The sequence below is a fragment of the Gracilibacillus salitolerans genome, from assembly GCF_009650095.1.
GTDB lineage: Bacteria > Bacillota > Bacilli > Bacillales > Amphibacillaceae > Gracilibacillus > Gracilibacillus salitolerans.
In genome coordinates this window covers 4,582,326-4,601,393 of sequence record NZ_CP045915.1, presented here as the reverse complement: position 1 = coordinate 4,601,393, position 19,068 = coordinate 4,582,326, and the positions used below count along the sequence as shown (strand labels likewise).

Annotated in this window: 9 protein-coding genes, 2 pseudogenes and 1 riboswitch; of the genes and pseudogenes, 2 read left to right on the top strand and 9 right to left on the bottom strand. The window is 38.7% G+C overall.

Annotated elements, in window-relative coordinates:
* Window positions 1-9: 9 nt before the first annotated feature.
* The 6 genes and pseudogenes from GI584_RS21605 to GI584_RS21580 form a co-directional block, all read right to left on the bottom strand.
* Window positions 10-1,773, bottom strand: a pseudogene (locus tag GI584_RS21605) (vitamin B12-dependent ribonucleotide reductase); the annotation flags it as partial.
* A 316-nt stretch (window positions 1,774-2,089) separates the two neighbouring features.
* Window positions 2,090-2,884: pseudogene (locus GI584_RS21600) on the bottom strand (ribonucleotide reductase N-terminal alpha domain-containing protein); the annotation flags it as partial.
* A gap of 176 nt (window positions 2,885-3,060) precedes the next feature.
* Entirely contained in the window at window positions 3,061-4,107 is a 1,047-nt protein-coding gene (locus GI584_RS21595) for an aldose epimerase family protein (RefSeq protein WP_100358827.1), read from the bottom strand.
* 17 nt (window positions 4,108-4,124) lie between these two features.
* A complete protein-coding gene (gene galT, locus GI584_RS21590) occupies window positions 4,125-5,618 on the bottom strand; it encodes a UDP-glucose--hexose-1-phosphate uridylyltransferase (RefSeq protein WP_153792589.1) in 1,494 nt (497 codons plus the stop codon).
* 2 nt (window positions 5,619-5,620) lie between these two features.
* Entirely contained in the window at window positions 5,621-6,613 is a 993-nt protein-coding gene (galE, locus tag GI584_RS21585; protein WP_153792588.1) for a UDP-glucose 4-epimerase GalE, read from the bottom strand.
* A gap of 566 nt (window positions 6,614-7,179) precedes the next feature.
* Entirely contained in the window at window positions 7,180-8,343 is a 1,164-nt protein-coding gene (locus GI584_RS21580) for a galactokinase (protein ID WP_153792587.1), read from the bottom strand.
* A 364-nt stretch (window positions 8,344-8,707) separates the two neighbouring features.
* On the opposite strand from GI584_RS21580, the gene GI584_RS21575 reads away from it, so the two are divergent.
* The gene (locus tag GI584_RS21575; protein ID WP_153792586.1) at window positions 8,708-13,345 is read left to right on the top strand and encodes a 5'-nucleotidase C-terminal domain-containing protein; all 4,638 of its coding nucleotides are present in this window, start codon (window positions 8,708-8,710) and stop codon (window positions 13,343-13,345) included.
* Between the two features lie 64 nt (window positions 13,346-13,409).
* Window positions 13,410-13,628: a hypothetical protein gene (locus GI584_RS21570; protein WP_153792585.1), complete on the top strand. Its 219-nt coding sequence runs from the start codon at window positions 13,410-13,412 to the stop codon at window positions 13,626-13,628.
* Between the two features lie 66 nt (window positions 13,629-13,694).
* On the opposite strand, the gene GI584_RS21565 is transcribed toward GI584_RS21570, so the two are convergent.
* The 3 genes from GI584_RS21565 to GI584_RS21555 all read right to left on the bottom strand — a co-directional run bounded on the left by GI584_RS21565 (window position 13,695) and on the right by GI584_RS21555 (window position 18,794).
* Window positions 13,695-14,258, bottom strand: a complete 564-nt coding sequence (locus GI584_RS21565) for a hypothetical protein (protein ID WP_153792584.1) — start codon at window positions 14,256-14,258, stop codon at window positions 13,695-13,697.
* 398 nt (window positions 14,259-14,656) lie between these two features.
* A complete protein-coding gene (gene metE / locus GI584_RS21560; protein WP_153792583.1) occupies window positions 14,657-16,930 on the bottom strand; it encodes a 5-methyltetrahydropteroyltriglutamate--homocysteine S-methyltransferase in 2,274 nt (757 codons plus the stop codon).
* Between the two features lie 22 nt (window positions 16,931-16,952).
* Window positions 16,953-18,794: a bifunctional homocysteine S-methyltransferase/methylenetetrahydrofolate reductase gene (locus GI584_RS21555; protein WP_100358835.1), complete on the bottom strand. Its 1,842-nt coding sequence runs from the start codon at window positions 18,792-18,794 to the stop codon at window positions 16,953-16,955.
* A 72-nt stretch (window positions 18,795-18,866) separates the two neighbouring features.
* A riboswitch (SAM riboswitch) is annotated at window positions 18,867-18,972 on the bottom strand.
* Between the last annotated feature and the right edge of the window lie 96 nt (window positions 18,973-19,068).

Sequence of the window (19,068 nt, the reverse complement as noted above, 5' to 3'; positions counted from 1 at the left end):
GTTTCATATTTACAATCCACATTTAAGTTGTGCACCACAGTTTGTACATGTGTTACAGCCACCGATATCTTCGACGCTACCTTTACGGCAGACAGGGCATGTATCGCCAACTTCCGAGCCGACTGACATGTCTGTTTTGTCTAATTCGTTTACTGTATCAACGATAACAACTTTCTTTTCTTCATCTTCAAATAGTTCGGTTTGTTCTGAGAAGTTATTTTCCTCTGCTTTTAGTGTTAAGACTTGGGAATCACGGCTTCCGTCAACATAAACTGTACCACCTTTTGCGCCACCACGATATAAACGACGATAAACTTGCTCTACTTGTTCGACTTTATATCCTTTCGGTGCATTAACAGTCTTGGAAATAGAGCTGTCTACCCAACGCTGAATCACACATTGTGTATCGGCGTGTGCCTCTGGTGCTAAACTCATTGCTGTTACAAACCATTTAGGTAAATGATCAGAATCTTGATCTGGATTGTTGTCTAAATATTCTTGAACAATATCTGCTTTTACTTCGATGAATTTACCTAATCTTCCGCTTCGATAGTAGGTGAAAGAGAAGTAAGGTTCAAGTCCAGTAGAAACACCAACCATCGTACCTGTTGAACCTGTTGGCGCCACGGTTAATAAGTGTGAGTTGCGAATACCGTACTTTAGAACACCTTCACGAATATCTTCCGGCATATCTTGCATATAACCAGTTGAGATAAAGTTTTCACGTAAGCTTCGTGTTTCTTCTTCTGTCTCACCAATTAAGAATGGGAAGCTACCTTTTTCTTTTGCTAATTCAATCGATGTACGATAAGCGGTTGTCGCAATCGTTTCGAAAATTTGATCTACTAATTCATTACCTTCTTTTGAGCCGTACTCTGATTCACAATAAATCAGTAAGTCATGAAGACCCATGACACCTAAACCTACACGGCGTTCACCTAGAGCTTGTACACGATTTTCTTCTAGGAAATAAGGGGTTGAATCAATGACATTATCTTGCATGCGCACACCAATTTCGACCGTTTGTTTTAATTTATCAAAGTCGGGTGCTTTTTTCTCTTTATCAGCTACATTTGCTAAGTTAACGGCTGCTAAATTGCAGACAGAAAACGGAGCGAGAGGTTGTTCCCCACATGGGTTTGTCGCTACTACTTTTTGTCCATAAGCAGTTGCGTTTGTTTTCTTATTGGCATTATCAATGAAGAAAATACCTGGTTCAGCAGAATAAGTGGCACAGACGTTAATCAAGTCCCATAATTCTTTTGCTTTGATGTGTTTATATACTTTCACACCGAAACCCAATTTTTCCCACTCTCTAACATCGCCAACTTCGTGCCAATGCTTGTTGTAGTGTTCCATTTCTTCTGCAGTATAATTCTCGACATCAGGGAAGCGTAATTCGTAATCAAGGTCTTGCTCTACAGCTTCCATAAATTCATCGGTAATACAAACAGAAATATTCGCACCTGTTAAAAAGTCAGGGTTGTGAACAGAATAGGAACCACCATCACGTAATTCTGCTTCTGCTTTTTCAATATTGGCATCGGTGAAGCCACCTTGACCAGGCATATTTTTAAAATTGACAACACCTTGGTATAGTTGTACATCGTCAGTAGAGAGTGGTGTGAAGTTCAATTTGTCACTAGCTAATTGCTGAATCGTTTCATCTTCGGTATTTTCAATCAAATAACGTAATATTCTTGGGTTTTGCATCTTCGAGATGATGAATTCAAGCACATCAGGATGCCAATCGTTTAACATAATCATTTGAGCCATATAATAATGTTGCGTTGATTCGTTACATCAACTCTCTAGGTCACCCTAGAGTTCAGACCATATCTTGTATCTATAGATACCCTCGCACTTCGGAAGCACTTGCTTCCTACTCTACTCCCTTCCACGAAAAACGTGTGGTTTTGATGGTCGTTGAACCTTCTCCATTTCACAGGAGCTTGGCTGCTGATTGTCTTTATCGACTTGTTGTTTTTGAGCTTTCACGTTTACCGTTTCCGATTACGTTGTAGCCAACAAGTTTTAAAGAGTTCCCAGCAATTCACGAGGTTTTTTTATAGACGAGGCACTCAAATATACCACGTCTTGATCCTCCTTGCTCAACAAGGTGTGTTAATTTGGCGATATCGTCCAGCCAAGAGACAGAGCCAGATGATTTACCATTAACACCCCTTGCTAACGCGTTTCGAGGACGAAGGGTTGATCCGTTGGTACCAACACCACCACCGCGGGACATGATCTCCATTACTTGTTTACGATGATCACTGATACCTTCTCGAGAATCTCTTACAAAAGGCATTACATAGCAATTGAAATACGTTACATCTGTGTGAGACCCTGCTCCGTAAAGGACACGACCTGCTGGAACAAAGTTTAAGCTGGACAGTTCCTGATAGAACTGTTCAAACGATTCATTTTGTTTCTCTTTTGTTGTTTCTACTTCCGCAAGACCTGTTGCATTACGTTTTGCAATTTGTTCGTAATATACTTCTAACGGTTTATCGATAATGCTCAAAGAACGTTTAATCACACCAGTTTCACGTTCTTCATCTTTTTCTAATACATGAACATAATCATTATCTACTTGAATACGAGCTTTGCGGTTTGTATCATCAATTTCTAAAATAAAACCAGTACCTCTTGCAGGGAATTTTGGGTCCTCTTTAATCGTTAAGACGACAAAGTCCCCTTTTTTTAATGTCTTTTTTTCTGTGTCTTTGAATGCATATCGGTCCAGCATAACAAGTCGTGATACACCTTTATGTGTTGTATTCATGTCAGGTGTAATTGGGTGAACTTGTGGGAAGTCTTTAATATCCTCATTCAGCTGTTCGACATTAATTGCCAATGACCGGTCTTTCGCTGATTGCATTGGGTAGTAGCCTCCTTTATCTATATAGGTGAAAAAATAATAGCTAATTAAATCTATTATATCGTATCAGAATGGGTACATATTATCAATATATAGTGTTTGTGGAAATATATTATACTATATATTGAAAAAAGCGTAAAAAAGACACTCTCCTAGGTAAAAGAGTGTCTTTTTCCTTATTCTATTATATCAAAAATAAAAGTAGTTTTGGCAAAATATTTTTCATCTTTATCTAACCAGACAGACGGAAAGCCTTCATGATGAATCGATGCAGGTGAACCTTGTGTTTCGAGACATAGGCCTAAATATCTTACCGATTCTCGTTCACGTAACGCTAATCCCTCAGGCAGGTTATTAGATGTATACATGACAACACCAGGCTGGTCGGTAATAACCGTTAATTGGCGACCACTTTCTTTCTCTCGCACTGTAGCACTTTCCTGTTTGGAGTGATCAAAGATAAAATAATGATCATAGCCATGATTCGCCACAAGATTCTGCTTATAATCTGATGTAACGCCGTCTTTCATTAACCGGCCGTTACGGAAATCATAAACCGTATCATCTACATCTAAAATATTACCAGTTGGAATTAATTCTTCATCTAACTCGACGAATTTACTGCTGTCTAAAGTAATCTCGTGATCTGTAATATCTGATTGCAAATTACCGCTAAGGTTAAAATAAGAATGGTTGGTACTTGTTAAAACGGTTTTTTGATCAGATACACCTTCATAGGTAATAGTAAATGCATTGTCATTATTCAAGGTATACGTTACCGTCATGCGAAGGTTTCCAGGATAACCATTCTCACTATCTTCACTTTGCAGTGTCAATGTTAATCCTACTTCATCATTATTTTCAAAAGGAACAACCTTCCAGATCGATTTATGAAATCCTGGCTCACCACCGTGCAAGTGATGTTCTCCTTCATTTTTTGGTAGTGTATAAGTCTTACCATCCACTTCAAACTGTGCCTTTTCAATACGCCCAGCTACACGACCGACCAATGCGCCAAAAAACCCAGGATTTTCAAGGTAATCTTCATAGTTTTCAAAACCAATGACGACATTTTCCAACTTTCCATCACGATCTGGTGCAAGGATCTTGGTAATGATACCACCAAAATCAAGAATGGAAACAGCCATTCCATTATCATTGATTAAAGTAAACTCTTTCCATTGCTGGTCTTGTACTTTGACTACATCTGTTTTTACTTCCATACCCCGTATCCTCCTACTTATCCTTCATTTAAGTGTGACAAAAATCGTTTAAAAGCATCTCTTCCTGTCTGGTCTGTTTTATACACACCAGCATCTTCCAAGACGCGAGCAAATTTTTGTCCTAATGCATCTTCTACAATTTTGTTTACGTTGTCTTGTGTAATATTTGAATGTTTATCCTGAATAGATTGTACCCAACCCTGATGATATTCTGCAACCGTTACCTTTTCATCAAGAAGATATTTTTTGATAGTTTCCAGTTCATCTTTTAAGCGGGGAGGAAGTACTGCAAGCCCCATTACTTCAATAAGCCCAATATTTTCTTTCTTTATATGGTGTACATCCTCGTGTGGATGGAAGAGACCCATCGGATGTTCATCTGTTGTACGATTGTTACGTAATACAAGGTCGATTTCGAATAATTCGCCACGTCTACGTGCGATTGGTGTAATGGTATTATGTGGCGTCTCATCTGTATATGCAAGAATATCTGCATCAGTGTCACTGTATTCTCGCCATTTTTGCAAAATGTAGTCAGAAACATCTACCAGTTTGCTACGATCAGCGTGGCGTATGCGAATCACCGATAATGGCCATTTGACCACAACAGCTTCCACATCAGAAAAAGTATTCAGTTGAAAGCTAAATTCTTCTTCTGCATTTGTCATGGCAAATGTGTAACGACCGCCTTGATAGTGATCATGTGATAAAATACTTCCGCCGACAATCGGTAGGTCAGCGTTTGAACCAATGAAATAATGCGGGAATTTCTCAACAAATGCTGTGAGACGGGCAAATGAATTCCGGTTAATTTTCATTGGACGGTGTTCTCTCGCGAACAGAATACTGTGTTCGTTGTAATAAACATATGGGGAGTATTGTAAAAACCAATCTTCCCCTTCTAATGGAACCTTAATAATCCGGTGATTAGAACGAGCCGGGTGACCGATACGTCCTACATATCCTTCATTTTCCGCACATAATAAACATTTCGGATAAGCGATATCCTGTTTCATTTCTTTTTCGCGCTTAATTTGTTCCGGATCTTTTTCAGGTTTTGACAAATTAATCGTAATATCCAAATCTCCATAATCAGATGCTGTTTTGAATTGAATGTTATTTGCAATGCGTTTGGTTTGAATATAATTACTGTCTTTACTCAATTGATAGAAATAATCGGTCGCTTGTTCTGGTGACTCCTGATATTTTAGATAAAAGGTTTGGTTTACTTCCGAAGGCTTTGACATAAAAACATCCATTATTTTGGCTGTTAATTGTTCGCTTTCATCAAGTAAGCCTTCGATTAATCCTTTTTTCACTGCTTGTTCCGCCAATTCTTCCAAAGTATCCGGGATAGCCAAGTTAAGCAGTTCTGCATCTTCTTGATAGCTTGCTTCATTGAGAAGTCCTAACACTTGGTTACGTGCATAAATTCGGTCACTAGTCTGAATTAAACCTTTCTCAATGGCTTTGTCGACTAATGTGTTCACTAAGCTTGAGATGTTCGCCATGATTAGTCCTCCTTGTAGCCTGTTGGGTTCGCTTGATGCCAATTCCACGCATCGGTTATGATGCGATCAATATCTGTTCTTGTCGGGTTCCAGCCAAGCATACGCTTTGCTTTATCTGATGCTGCAATTAACGTGCTAGGATCACCTGCTCTTCTCGGTGCGACTTCTGCCGGAATCGGATGATTGGTTACTTTTCTTGCAGCATCAATGATTTCTTTTACAGAGAAGCCTTGACTGCTTCCCAGGTTAAAGACATTACTTTCTCCGCCATCTTTTAAATACTGAAGTGCCAGTATATGAGCATCTATTAAATCTTCGACATGAATGTAGTCACGGATACATGTGCCGTCTGGAGTATTGTAATCCTCACCAAAGATAGAGATGTGCTCTCGTTGTCCTAAGGCTACTTGCAATACGATCGGGATCAAGTGTGTTTCAGGACGGTGGTCTTCCCCAATTTCCCCTGTACTGCGAGCACCGGCGACATTAAAGTAACGAAGGGATACAAAACGGATATCATGAGCAGCTTCAGTCCATTTCATCATTTTTTCCATCGTTAATTTTGTTTCTCCATACGTACTGGTAGGGTTTGTTGCCATTGTTTCTGTAATTGGTACTTGCTCAGGCTCTCCATATGTTGCTGCTGTAGAAGAGAAGACAATATGTTTAATATCGAATTCTGTCATTGCCTGTAGTAATACCTGGGTACCGTAAACGTTATTATCAAAATATTTTAGTGGATCCTCCATGGATTCTCCGACTAAAGAGTTCGCTGAAAAGTGAAGGGCCCCATCTATTTTTTCGTGTGTAAATACTTCGCGCAAGAATTTGATATCACGAATATCTCCATTATAAAAAGTAGCGTCTGGATGAACCGCTCCCTCGTGTCCTGTTAATAAATTATCAATCACGACTACCTCATATCCCTGATCGATTAATTGATATACAGCGTGAGAACCAATATAACCAGCTCCGCCTAAAACTAAAATACGCAATTGTCATCATCCTTTCTAACTTTAATAAATATTTAAACAGTAAACTTTCACAAAATCCATAAACTGCGAAGTAACCTTCTTCCATTCTCTTGTTGATGAGTGCATGACCGTCGCTGCGGAAAATACTCCCTTTCCGGGGGCACGGCCTCAGCTAACTTTGCAAAGAAAATCACTTTGCAAAGTGGATCTTCGGCTCGCGCTGTTCCCCCAGGAGTGTCGCATTTTTCCGCAGCTTTGACTAGTGTTTTGGAATAGTGAGAAGAAGTCCCTTGATTATATATCCGAAGATTTTCTTCTTTCAACAATCAGAACATTAGAACCAGCGGAGGCAGAATACGGAGACTCCTATGGGAACAGCACGCGTCCGAAGACTCCGCAGGAAGGCGCACTTTGCTTTCTGAGGAGGCTGAGGCCGTGCCCATGGAAAGCGCAGTATTCTGCCGTAGCGAATGCTAGCACTTACCTTAAATCAGAATGGGAGGAAGCTACACCAAGTCAAATTTTCACAACTTCGCAGTTTGTATCAACTGCGAATCAGTAAAATGGTCGGGTTTTGCCCGCTTTTTTTAAAGTGCAACTTCCTTGGCGCCGTCTCCGATTGCGGCTACATAAAAGGTTGGTGCGTAACCTACTTTTTCCTGATATGCTTTGTCAATAGCCGCTTTGACAGCTTCAACTTCTGTCTTTTCAACGATCGCTATCGCACATCCACCAAATCCAGCGCCTGTCATTCGGGCACCAAGGACTCCTTTTTGTTGCCAGGCAGTTTCGGCAATGGTATCAAGCTCCACACCTGTTACTTCATAGTCATCACGCAATGAAATATGGGATTGATTCACTAGCTCTCCAAATGCTTTTAGCTCACCAGTGTTTAATTTTTTCAATGCATCGATGGTTCTAGCATTCTCATATACGGCATGTTTGGCACGTTTCTGGTTTGTTTCATCACTGATTAATGAACGGTTTCCCTCGAATTGTTCCGGTGTTAATTCTCCAAGGCTGTTAATATGGAGCTCCTTTTGCAAGTCGGCAAGTGCTGCTTCACATTGGCTGCGGCGTTCATTATATTTTGAATCCGCCAGTTCTCGTCTTTTGTTCGTATTGATAATAATAATATCATGATTTTCTAATTTTATTGGTGCATATTGATAGTTTAATGTATCGCAGTCTAATAGCATGGCGTGATCTTCTTTTCCCATTCCGATCGCAAATTGATCCATAATACCACTGTTGACACCTATATAATCGTTTTCAACTTTTTGTCCGATTCGAACCATTTGAATACGATCTATATCGATATGATAAAGATTTTCTAATAAAACACCGGTTACAAGTTCAATCGAAGCAGAAGAGGAAAGACCTGCACCGTTTGGAATATTTCCATAGAATAACACATCAAATCCTGTATCAATGTTGAATCCTTCTTCTTGGAAGTAAAGCATCATCCCTTTAGGAAAATTCGTCCAATCGTCTTCTTTCTTGTAAGAAAGGTCATCAAGTGACACTTCGATTATCCCTTTATCCGGAAAATTATCCGAATAGAGACGTAACGTTTTATCCTGTCGCGGTACTGCTAATGCATACGTACCGAAGGAAATAGCGGCAGGGAAGACATGTCCGCCATTATAATCTGTGTGTTCACCTATCAAATTAATTCTCCCTGGCGCAAAAAAAGCTCTTGGTTGTTCATTTGTCTGGAAAACATCTTGGAATTTTGCAACTAAATCCATTTTATTTATCACCCTTTGAAATATTTTGTCGACTTAATTAAATTAATTTATTAACTATATTGTACGTGATTTTATAATGAGTTACAAGAATAAAAATGTAAATAATTTATCTCGGTGAACAATCGTCCGTAAAATCACACTTCAGGACTTAGAAAAATCAATGAGGTGTAAGTGAGAGATAACGGACGCTAGCCATTTGATAACCATCAGTGAGGGAGAAGAAAACCCACACTGATAGAAGTCTCACTTTATTCGTACAGTTACAAAAGTTAACAAACACTTTACGAAGGGTTTATTTAATTCACAATTTCTATTGTTAGAATAAGGTTGTTAAGATACATAACCTAATAGAGGAGGAAAATGAATGAATGACCATTCAAGAGTACAACTAACGAGTTTATTATTAGCATTTTTACTTGTTTTTACTCAGCTATCCAGTGCATTTGTACCTTTAATAGAAGTGAATGCACAAGAGACAGAGACCATTTCTGTATCTGATGCTTTGTCAGAAAGTCATGATACAGAGGTAACAATGGAAGGGTATATTGTAGCCCCTTTCAATAGTCAGTATGCAATTAGAGTTGCGGAAGAGAATAATGAGGATGCAACATCTATTATTGTAAAATTGGAACCAGATCAGCGAGATCAATTTAGTCCTGAGTTAAATGAAGCAGCATTAGGACAAAAAATTATCGTAACAGGAACAAGGGATGTCTATTCTGGTCAGGAATCGCTTGAATATGTATCAAGTATTTTATTTGCAGATGGTGATGTAATAGAGGAAGAAGATCCAAGTGAACGGACGATTGCTGATGCGCGCCAACAAACAACAGGTAGTGTCGTAACCATTGAGGGTGTGGTAACATCTAGTAATCTAGCGGATCCAAATAGTGATCAATTATCCACTTATATACAAGATGATACAGCAGGTATAAATCTTTTTGCTTTTGATGGATCAGCTTTCCCGACACTTAACGAGGGGGATCGCATCAAGGTTACAGGTGAAATAGATGTTTATCGGGGATTAACAGAGATAATACCACAAAACATAGAAATACTGGCTAGTGGTGAAACATTACCATCACCAACAGCTATTACACTAGTAGATTTAAATGATGAAGCAATAGCTGAACCTTTAGAAGGCCAATTGGTTTCTGTTTCAGGCTACATTCAGAGCATTCCGTCTGATCCTGCTGGCGGTGGCTACAACATTTCATTAATAGATAGTGATTTTAATAGTACTACTTTAAGAGTCATAGCAGGGACTTTAGATGTCCCGTCATTAGAAGAAGGAAAATGGTATGATATTACAGCTGTTTTAAGTCAATACGATAGCTATCAATTATTGCCACGAAATGCTAGTGATATATCATTAGCGGAGGAACAGCCAGAAGCGCCGGATGCAGGTGGTGAATATACGTCAACAGTTGAATATGTCTCAGATGGTGACACGATTCGGTTATCAACACCTGTTTTAGGGGCGGATCGAGTTCGGTTTGTTAACATCGACACACCCGAAACAAGTGTATCTGGAGCAAATGGTGCAGATGAGGAAAATCAAAAAGAACATGGTCAGTATGCAACAGATCGATTGAAGGAATTATTACCAGAAGGTTCAGAAGTAACCTTAAGAATTGGTGAAGAACCAACTGATCAATATGGTAGATTGCTAGCCGAAGTCATTAATGAGGATGGTGTGAATACTAACCTGGAACTGGTAAAGGAAGGATATGCAGCAACCTACTTTATCTGGCCAATTGGTGATGAAGATAATTATCAGCTTTATCAGGATACGGTAAAAGAAGCGATAGATAATGAACGAGGTATTTGGAACCCTGCAAATCCATTGACAGAGTTACCTTTTGAATATCGTGCAATTACAGAAGGTGGTGATTTCCACCGTTATGTAGGTAACTCAGATACTAAAGAATATGTAGAACCCACGGAATTTGCAGATGTTCCTGTAGAAAAACGTATCTTCTTTGCAAGCGCTGAAGAAGCAGAAGCACAAGGCTATTCTTCAGCAACAGCAGGGGAAGAGCCATCTGATGACATATTGGAAGTACAACTTTTAAGCATGAATGACTTACACGGTAAGATTGACCAGGAATATGTATTAGATGTTGATGGTGAAGATGCTGTATATGGTCGTATGGATTATACAGCACAAGCGATGAAAGAACGTGAACAAGAAAATGAGAACACTTTACTTGTACATTCCGGTGATATGATTGGTGGAAGTTCACCTATTTCCGGTTTACTACAAGACGAGCCAACCGTTGAAATGATGAATGAAATGGGCTTTGATATAGGAACAGTAGGAAACCATGAATTTGATGAGGGGTTAGAAGAATTAAAGCGGATGGTTGATGGTGGTGATCATCCAGAAGGACTTGGTACAGAGGGGTATGAAGGGATGAACTTTGATGTGCTTTGTGCCAACTGTATTGAGGAAGATACTGGGGAAACCTATTTACCACCATATGCAATACAAGAAATCGATGGTGTGGAAATTGGTTTTATCGGTGTGAATACACAAGAAACAATGAACATGGTTATGCCATCTTCCCTAGAAAATGTGGCATTTACGGATGAAACAGAAGCGGTTAATGATGCAGTCGATGAATTACAGGAACAAGGTGTTGAGGCTATTGTTGTTCTTGCGCATATGCCGGCAACACAATCCGGCTCATCTGCTACAGGAGCGGCAGCAGATTTAGCTAAAAATACCGATGATGCAGTAGACATTATTTTTGCAGCCCATAACCATCAGGTAGTGGATGCGGTTGTCGATGAAAAGTGGATTATTCAAGCATCTGAATATGGAAAAGCTTTTGCTGATGTCGATATTCAAATTGATCGTGAAACAAAAGATATTATTGATGTAGAATCAGAGGTCGTATTTGTAAAACAAGACGATTATCAGCCTGAACCAGCTGTTGAAAGTATTCTTCATAAATATGAGTCAGAAATCGAATCGATCGTGAATGAAGAAATCGGTTATAATGCACAGGAATTAACAGGTCAATACACGAATGATGGGGATCACGGTTTAGGTAATTTAATAGCAGATGGCATGAAATGGGTAATGGATGCTGACTTTGCTATGCATAATGGTGGTGGCATCCGTGACTCATTAAACGTCGGCCCAATTACTTGGGGTGAAGTATTTAATATTTTACCTTTTGCTAATAGTGTGATGTCATTGGAAATCAAAGGAAAAGACTTAATTCCAATCTTAAACGATAACTTATCAGGATATGGTTCAGACTATAGTGTGTCCGGTTTACATTACACATACAATTATGATTATCAGCATGTAGTAGATATTACCTTCCCGGATGGATCACCGATCGATCCAGAAGAGACGTATGTATTAGCAACGAACAATTATATTGGTACACAGGATGGTCCTATTAGCAACCTAGGTAACAATCCAGTGATGGGTCCAGTCGATGTCGATGCTGCAGTAGACTACATCAAGTATTTAGATACGTCTGAAGATAACCCATTAGTGATTGGATCAGAGGGACGTATTGCTCAAACTGATGAACTTCCAGACATGGATGATGAAGACGAAGCGATCGGCTATAATGCCCAAGATTTAGTCGGCAGTTATACGAATGGCATCGATCATGGTCTAGGTAATTTAATTACGGATAGTATGAGAATGGAAATGGACAGTGATTTTGCTGTGACAAATGGTGGAGGAATTAGTTCTTCATTATTAGTAGGACCGATCACAACATCGTCATTAGAAAAGATACTCACTCATGGCAATACATTGGTGAAAATGGAAGTGACAGGTGCTGAATTAGAAGAGATATTAAATGCACAGCTTTCTGATAACGGTTCGGATTATAGTGTGTCTGGATTCCAATATCGCTATAATAAAGCTGCAAATAAGGTGATATCCATAACACTTCCAAATGGTAAGAAGGTTAAAAAGAAAGATACCTATACATTAACAACAAATAGCTATTTAGCTTCCGGAGGCGTATTTGGATCAATAGATTCTGAGCGAGAAGAAGGACCGGTTGATGTAGAAGCACTCGAAAATTATATTATTTCATTAGAGACAACGGAAGATAACCCATTGGCTTATGGAACAGAAGGTCGTATCTCTGCTGTGCCGAAAGTGACATTGCCAGATGTTGCTGGGAATAAGGCAATAGTAAAAGATGCTATTTTTGATCATGTAGCTGCAAATGGTAAAGCTACGGTCGACTTTACGGAAGTAGAAGATATAGATGAAAGCCAACCATTAGAAATTACCGTAACACAGTCACAATTAGCAAAATTAAAAGCTAAAAATGCCGTTTTATCTGTAAAAAAAAATGATGTAGCACTAGATTTTCCAGCAGCAATATTTAGTGGGGAACAGGATGTCACTATCATCATCGAAAAGCTTGCAGATGTAGAAGGTGCAAAAAGTGCTGTTTATGATTTCACTCTGGTTGAAGGTGAAAATGTAATAAGTGATTTTTCTGAAACAGACGGTGTTCAATTAGCCTTTGATATCGATGACGAAAATCCTGACAATACGGATATTCTAAAAATTTTCTATCTAAATGAAGAGACTGGTGAATGGGAAGAAATTGGTGGTGAATATCAAGATGGTGTTGTAATGGCCACAACTTCTCACTTCTCGACTTTTACTGTATTGGAAGCTAGTGAAGATGAACCAGATAATGATGGCGATAACTCTGGTGGAGAAGGATCAGATAATAATGGTGAAAACAATGGAGAAGACGGAACAGATAACAGCGATGGAAATACAAAAGGAAATGCCACCAATAACAGTGACGGAAACTCTGGCGGCGAAGTAAAAAATGATGATAATGCTAATGAACCAAAAGATCAATCTAAATCAGAAAGCACATCCAACCAAAACAATGTACTGCCAGATACTGCTACGTCCATGTTTAATTACTTACTAGCAGGAATTGCAGTAATCGCATTTGGGTTACTACTGATGATTCGCAAAAGAAAATTAATCTGATAACGAAAATGGGATTTATTCCTGGAAAATCTAGTTTGCCATTGTGTTAAATGGAAGGAACTAATTGGGATATGGTATCAGCAATATCAAATATAGTTCTATCTTGCTTATACAAAATGCTGTTGCTAAAGTAGGTTTAATAGGTCCTGAAACAATCGGTAAATTGCAACAATATTTAGGTGCAACTTACGGTAAAGTCTTAAGCCGCCTGTCCCGTATAGTAAAAGAGCTACAACGTCTAATAAACAACGGCATAAGTCGTGAATACACAATACCTATGTAGTTAACAAAAGGAGCGCCATGGAAAAGCGCTCCTTCATTGCAACAAAAGCTCCCGCAAATTAAATAACTATTTTGGCATATTTACGATCCTTCTAATGAATTTTGTAAACCAAAAAGAAATAAATGCTATTACTATATCGATGAGGAAAACATAAAATTGATTCATTCCTTTATTAAATTTTAACAACCCAAAATGGGCTTCTAAGCTTGCAAAACCAAATGCAAACACCACACTTAATATTATAGTATACAAATAGAAGTTTTTCTTATTATTTGTACAATATTGATATATAAGTAAGAAGCCTACTGGAAGTGCAGAAGCAGTCATATTTAGTGCCATTGGCAATACTGGTGTGAGAAAATATGTGTGAACGAAATAACCGTACCTTTCGAGTATAATATCAACGTATGTCCAAAGCATATGAACTGTGTATCCAAAGAAAAACAACTCAAACATTCTTTTTCTGTCTACTGTAAAGTAGAGCAAGAATAGGGGGAATATCAATAAGGAAACTACAACCCAAAACTGCCATGTTCCCATATCGGAGTAATTACTCCAATAAGAAGATATTATCGAATTTAACTCTTCATTCTTTTCATATATCTGGTCCCAATACTCCTTGTATTTCATAAAATGCCCTCCTGTACTTATCTACACTATTCGACATCATATCTTATTGTTTCTATAATTAGGACGTTCATACAGAGATTATGTAATTTCTTCTTTAAGGTTCCTGTATATTAGCATGTACGAGTAAATTGAATCTGGTTGAGGTAGTTTAAGTACACCATATTGGTTTTACACAGTTCCAACCTTATCAGGGCATCAATCAGATTCTGGATCACACTTATTCCTGAAGAAAATATAAAAATGGCATATAAAATGGCTACATTCAGCAAAATGTTGAATGTAGCCATTTTTTAAGTGCTTGGCGATAAGCCAAGTTATTCTTTTGGGATCAATGTCCTCTTCCTTGGAACAGCACCTCCCACTGAAAGCCAGCTTGGGGAAAGTACTTTTCTTACATATTAGTGTTGATTAATAGTGGTATACTGTTTTCTTACTTTCTTAGCTGCTTCCACCATTTTTTCCAAAGCGGCAATGGTTTCAGCTTCTCTTCTTGTTTTCAGTCCGCAGTCTGGGTTGATCCAGAATTGTTCGACATCGATAGTTTCCAGGGCACGTTGGATGTTTGCTTCAAGTTCTTGCAAAGTCGGAACACGTGGGCTGTGAATGTCATAGACGCCAAGCCCGATATCCTTTTTATAGTCATTTTTTTCAAAAGTTTCAACCATTTCTCCGTGACTTCGAGAAGTTTCGATGGAAATCACATCAGCGTCTAATCCATCAATAGCTTCATAAATTTCCCCGAATTCAGAGTAGCACATATGGGTATGGATTTGTGTTTCTGGTTTTACTGTTGACGTTGCAAGTTGAAAAGCATTTACCGCAGCATCAAAATAAGCTGGCCATTTTAACCGATCCAGTGGTAAACCTTCTCGTAATGCAGGTTCATCTACTTGTATAATGTTAATACCTGTTTCTTCGAGTGCCAATACTTCCTTTTCGAGAGCTAAGGCAATTTGGTCTTGTACCGTGAACCGAGGTAATCCTTCGTGAACAAATGACCAGTTTAAGATCGTAACAGGTCCGGTTAACATCCCTTTGACAGGCTTATCGGTTAAAGATTGAGCATAGGCAATTTCTTTTACCGTAATGGCTTTTTCCCACTCGACATTTCCGACTAATAAAGGTGGTTTGACACAACGTGAACCATAGGATTGAACCCAACCAAATTCAGTTACGGCAAAGCCTTTTAATTTTTCTCCAAAATATTCAACCATATCTGTTCGCTCGAATTCTCCGTGAACGAGTACATCTAAATCTAGATCTTCCTGAATTTGAATCCATCTTCTCGTTTCATCTTCAACAAATTCATTATATTGCTGGTCGGAAATATCACCTTTACGCCACTTTGTTCTTGTTCGTTTTACCTCATTTGTTTGCGGCAAACTTCCTATCGTTGTAGTAGGTAGTAATGGCAATTTTAATGTCGCCTGTTGACGTTTCTTCCTTTCAGCAAAAGGAATTTCGCGTTTAGCATCTGTTTTGGCAACTGCAGGTGTTTGACTGCGGTAATCGGATTGATTTAAGTTGGAAATAGCTTGTTTGCTAGCTTCGAAAGCATTTTCTACAGACTGTTTTCCTTCTTGTAAAGCGGTTGTTAAGATTTGCAGCTCTTCTAATTTCTCGTTGGCAAAGCTTAAGCCGTCTTTTACAACAGGATCAAGTTTTTCCTCTAAGTGTTTTGTCACAGGCACATGCAATAGAGAACAGGACGGTTGTACAATCAATGTTTTTGGGTTTGCTGCTTGTTGGATATCTTGTAAAAGTTGATATTTTTCATCTAAGTCCGCGCGCCATACATTACGTCCATTGATAATACCTGCGCCTAAAACTTTATCAGAAGGAAAACCAAACTTTTTGATTAAGGCTAAATTATCGCCATGAACAAAGTCTAAGCCAATTCCTTTTACCGGTAGAGCTGTAATTCGCTCATAATGTTGAACAGTCTCAAAATAAGTTTGTAAAATAATTTGAATACCTGATACATTGTTATCGATCGTTTGGTAAACTTGCTCTACAAGTTGTATTTCCTTCTCGGAGAGATTGGTGCCTAAAATTGGCTCATCTATCTGCACCCAACTGGCTCCAGCCGTCGCTAACTCGCTAAGGATTTGTTGATACAATGGCAGCAATCGGTTAACCCAGCTTTCCAATTCGCTTTCTTGATAGCCTTTTGCAAGTTTCACAAATGTGACTGGTCCGACAATAACAGGCTTTCCATCAATGTTCAATTCTTCTTTTGCTTCTTCATAATAGTATAATGCCCGGTTCTCGATTAATGTTGGTGTAGTTCCTTTTAGTTCCGGCACGATATAGTGATAATTCGTATTAAACCATTTTGTCATTTCAGCTGCTACCGCATTCGTTTCACCACGGGCAATGGCGAAATAGCTAGACAAGTCTGTTGGGTTATGATGATTAAAACGTTCCGGTATAATATTGAAAGAAACGGCCGTATCTAATATATGATCATAAAATGAAAAGTCCCCTACAGGAATAAAATCAATGCCTTGTTCCTTTTGCTTCTTCAAATTGTTTAAGCGTAGTTTTTTTGTTTGTTCTTTCAGTGATTTATCGGTAATATCTCCTTGCCAAAATGCTTCAATTGATTTTTTCCATTCTCTTTTTTCTCCTATACGTGGGTAACCTAAATTGGCACTGAAAATCGTAGTCATCGTGTAAAAACTCCTTTTAATTTTATATTTTTGTTACTAACTTAGCTTGTTGATGAACATACTTCGTGAGTTCCACTGTTAACGGATAGTGCATAAACGGTGTGATAATATAAATGCCATTAAAATAGTTCATAGCCGTCTTGATTAATTCCTTGGAGATTTGGATACCCTCTTGTAAACTATCTTGGCGATTATCATGATGCTGCATTCTTGTTCGAACTTCATCGGACAGTTTCATGCCTGGCACTTCATGATGAAGAAATTCTGCATTCCGATGGGAAGTGAGTGGCATAATCCCAATGAAAATGGGTTTATCAATATGTTTAGTAAGTCGATGTAATTCGATAATTTGCTCATGATTGAAAATAGGCTGAGTCAAAAAGTAGTCCGCACCATGCTTTATTTTCCGTTCCATTCTTTTTACTGCTTTATCGAGATTAGCTACATTAGGATTAAATGCAGCAGCTACTTGAAACTGGGTGTTTGTTTTTAAAGAACGACCAGAAAAAGAAAGCCCTTGGTTAGACTGTTGTTTAATAAGTTTTGTTAGTTCAAAAGATGTCACATCAAAAACAGATGATGCACCTGGAAAACCACCAATTCGTGTCGGATCTCCAGTAATGGCTAGAATTTCATGAAAGCCTAGTGTATGCAGTCCCATTAAATGGGATTGAAGCCCAATTAAATTTCGGTCACGACACGTTAAATGGATAAGTGGTGTTGCGTGACAACCTGCTTGCTTCATTTTCATGGCCATTGCGAGATTACTAATACGTGGAGTAGCCAAGGAGTTATCAGCTAAGGTAATGGCATCCACCCCAGCATTCTCCAATGCAAATGCACCATTCATGAAGGATTCTGTGTCCAGATGTTTTGGTGCGTCTAGTTCCACAATAACGGTATGTCGTTTTCGAGCCTTATCTGCAAGCGTTGTTCGTAGTGGAGGTTGCTGGTCATTTGTGTTTTGGGTAAATGTTACTTGTTTGATTTCTTTTTCTTTAATAGGCTCTAAGTCGGCAATACCCTCTTTGAGTGCTCGGATATGTTCCGGTGTTGTACCACAACATCCACCTAGTAAGCGCACACCTTGATCGCGGAAATCCTTCGCACATCTTTCAAAGTAGTGGCTATATTGGTTGTAAACTAGTTTCCCGTTTTGATAAGCAGGAAGACTTGCATTCGGATATGCTGCTAATAAGGCCTTTTCAAGAAGTGGGACAGACTCTAGTGCTTTGATCATATAGTGAGGACCTAAATGGCAGTTCACTCCTACAACGTCTGCGCCAATCTCTTCTAATTTTTGGAGGGCCACTGCAAGCTGGATCCCATTTTCCATCACGCCAGGTTCGTGCATGGAAACATTCGCAATGATAGGTAGATCTGTTTCTTGTCTAGCAATCTCTAACACTTGTTTTATTTCTTCAAAGTCATAGTATGTTTCCAGTAAAATGCCATCCACACCTTCTAGTAATAGTGAGAATAGTTGTTCTTTAAAGCTGCGGATAATCTCTTTTTTGGAAGTTATTAATTTTTGAACCCCTCTAATTCCTCCGATTGTTCCTAATACAAATGCTCGGTCTTCAGCAGCAGTCTTGGCGAGCTGAACCGCTTTGGTATTCAATTGATGTACTTGGTCTTCTAAACCAAAGCGAGACAATTTGATATAGTTCGCTCCATAAGTGTTGGTCTGAATAACTTCTGCTCCAGCATCAAGATAAGTTTGATGAACATGGAGGATTTCATCGGGATGAGTGGTGTTGTAAGATTCGAAACATCGATCAACACCGTGGGAGTATAGTAAAGTCCCCATTGCTCCATCAGCGACTATTAACCTGTTTTGTAAATGAGTGATTAAGTCAGACATTAAGTTTCACCTCTCTTCTGTATAAAATAAAAAATCCCCGGCTATAGAAAGACGGAGATTCATTAGTAAAGACTCTCATCTTTCAAGCACATAATGCTTGCTGGATTTAGCACCTTGTCAATTAAAGACGGTTGCTGAGGTATCGTAAGGCCAGTCCCTCCACCTCTCTGGATAAGAAAAAGCTATTTAGTTAGTAACATATGTTAGTATTTTACAATAACAAGAAACCAATTTCAAGTACATTTTGAAAATTATGGTATAAAAGTTTAGATAA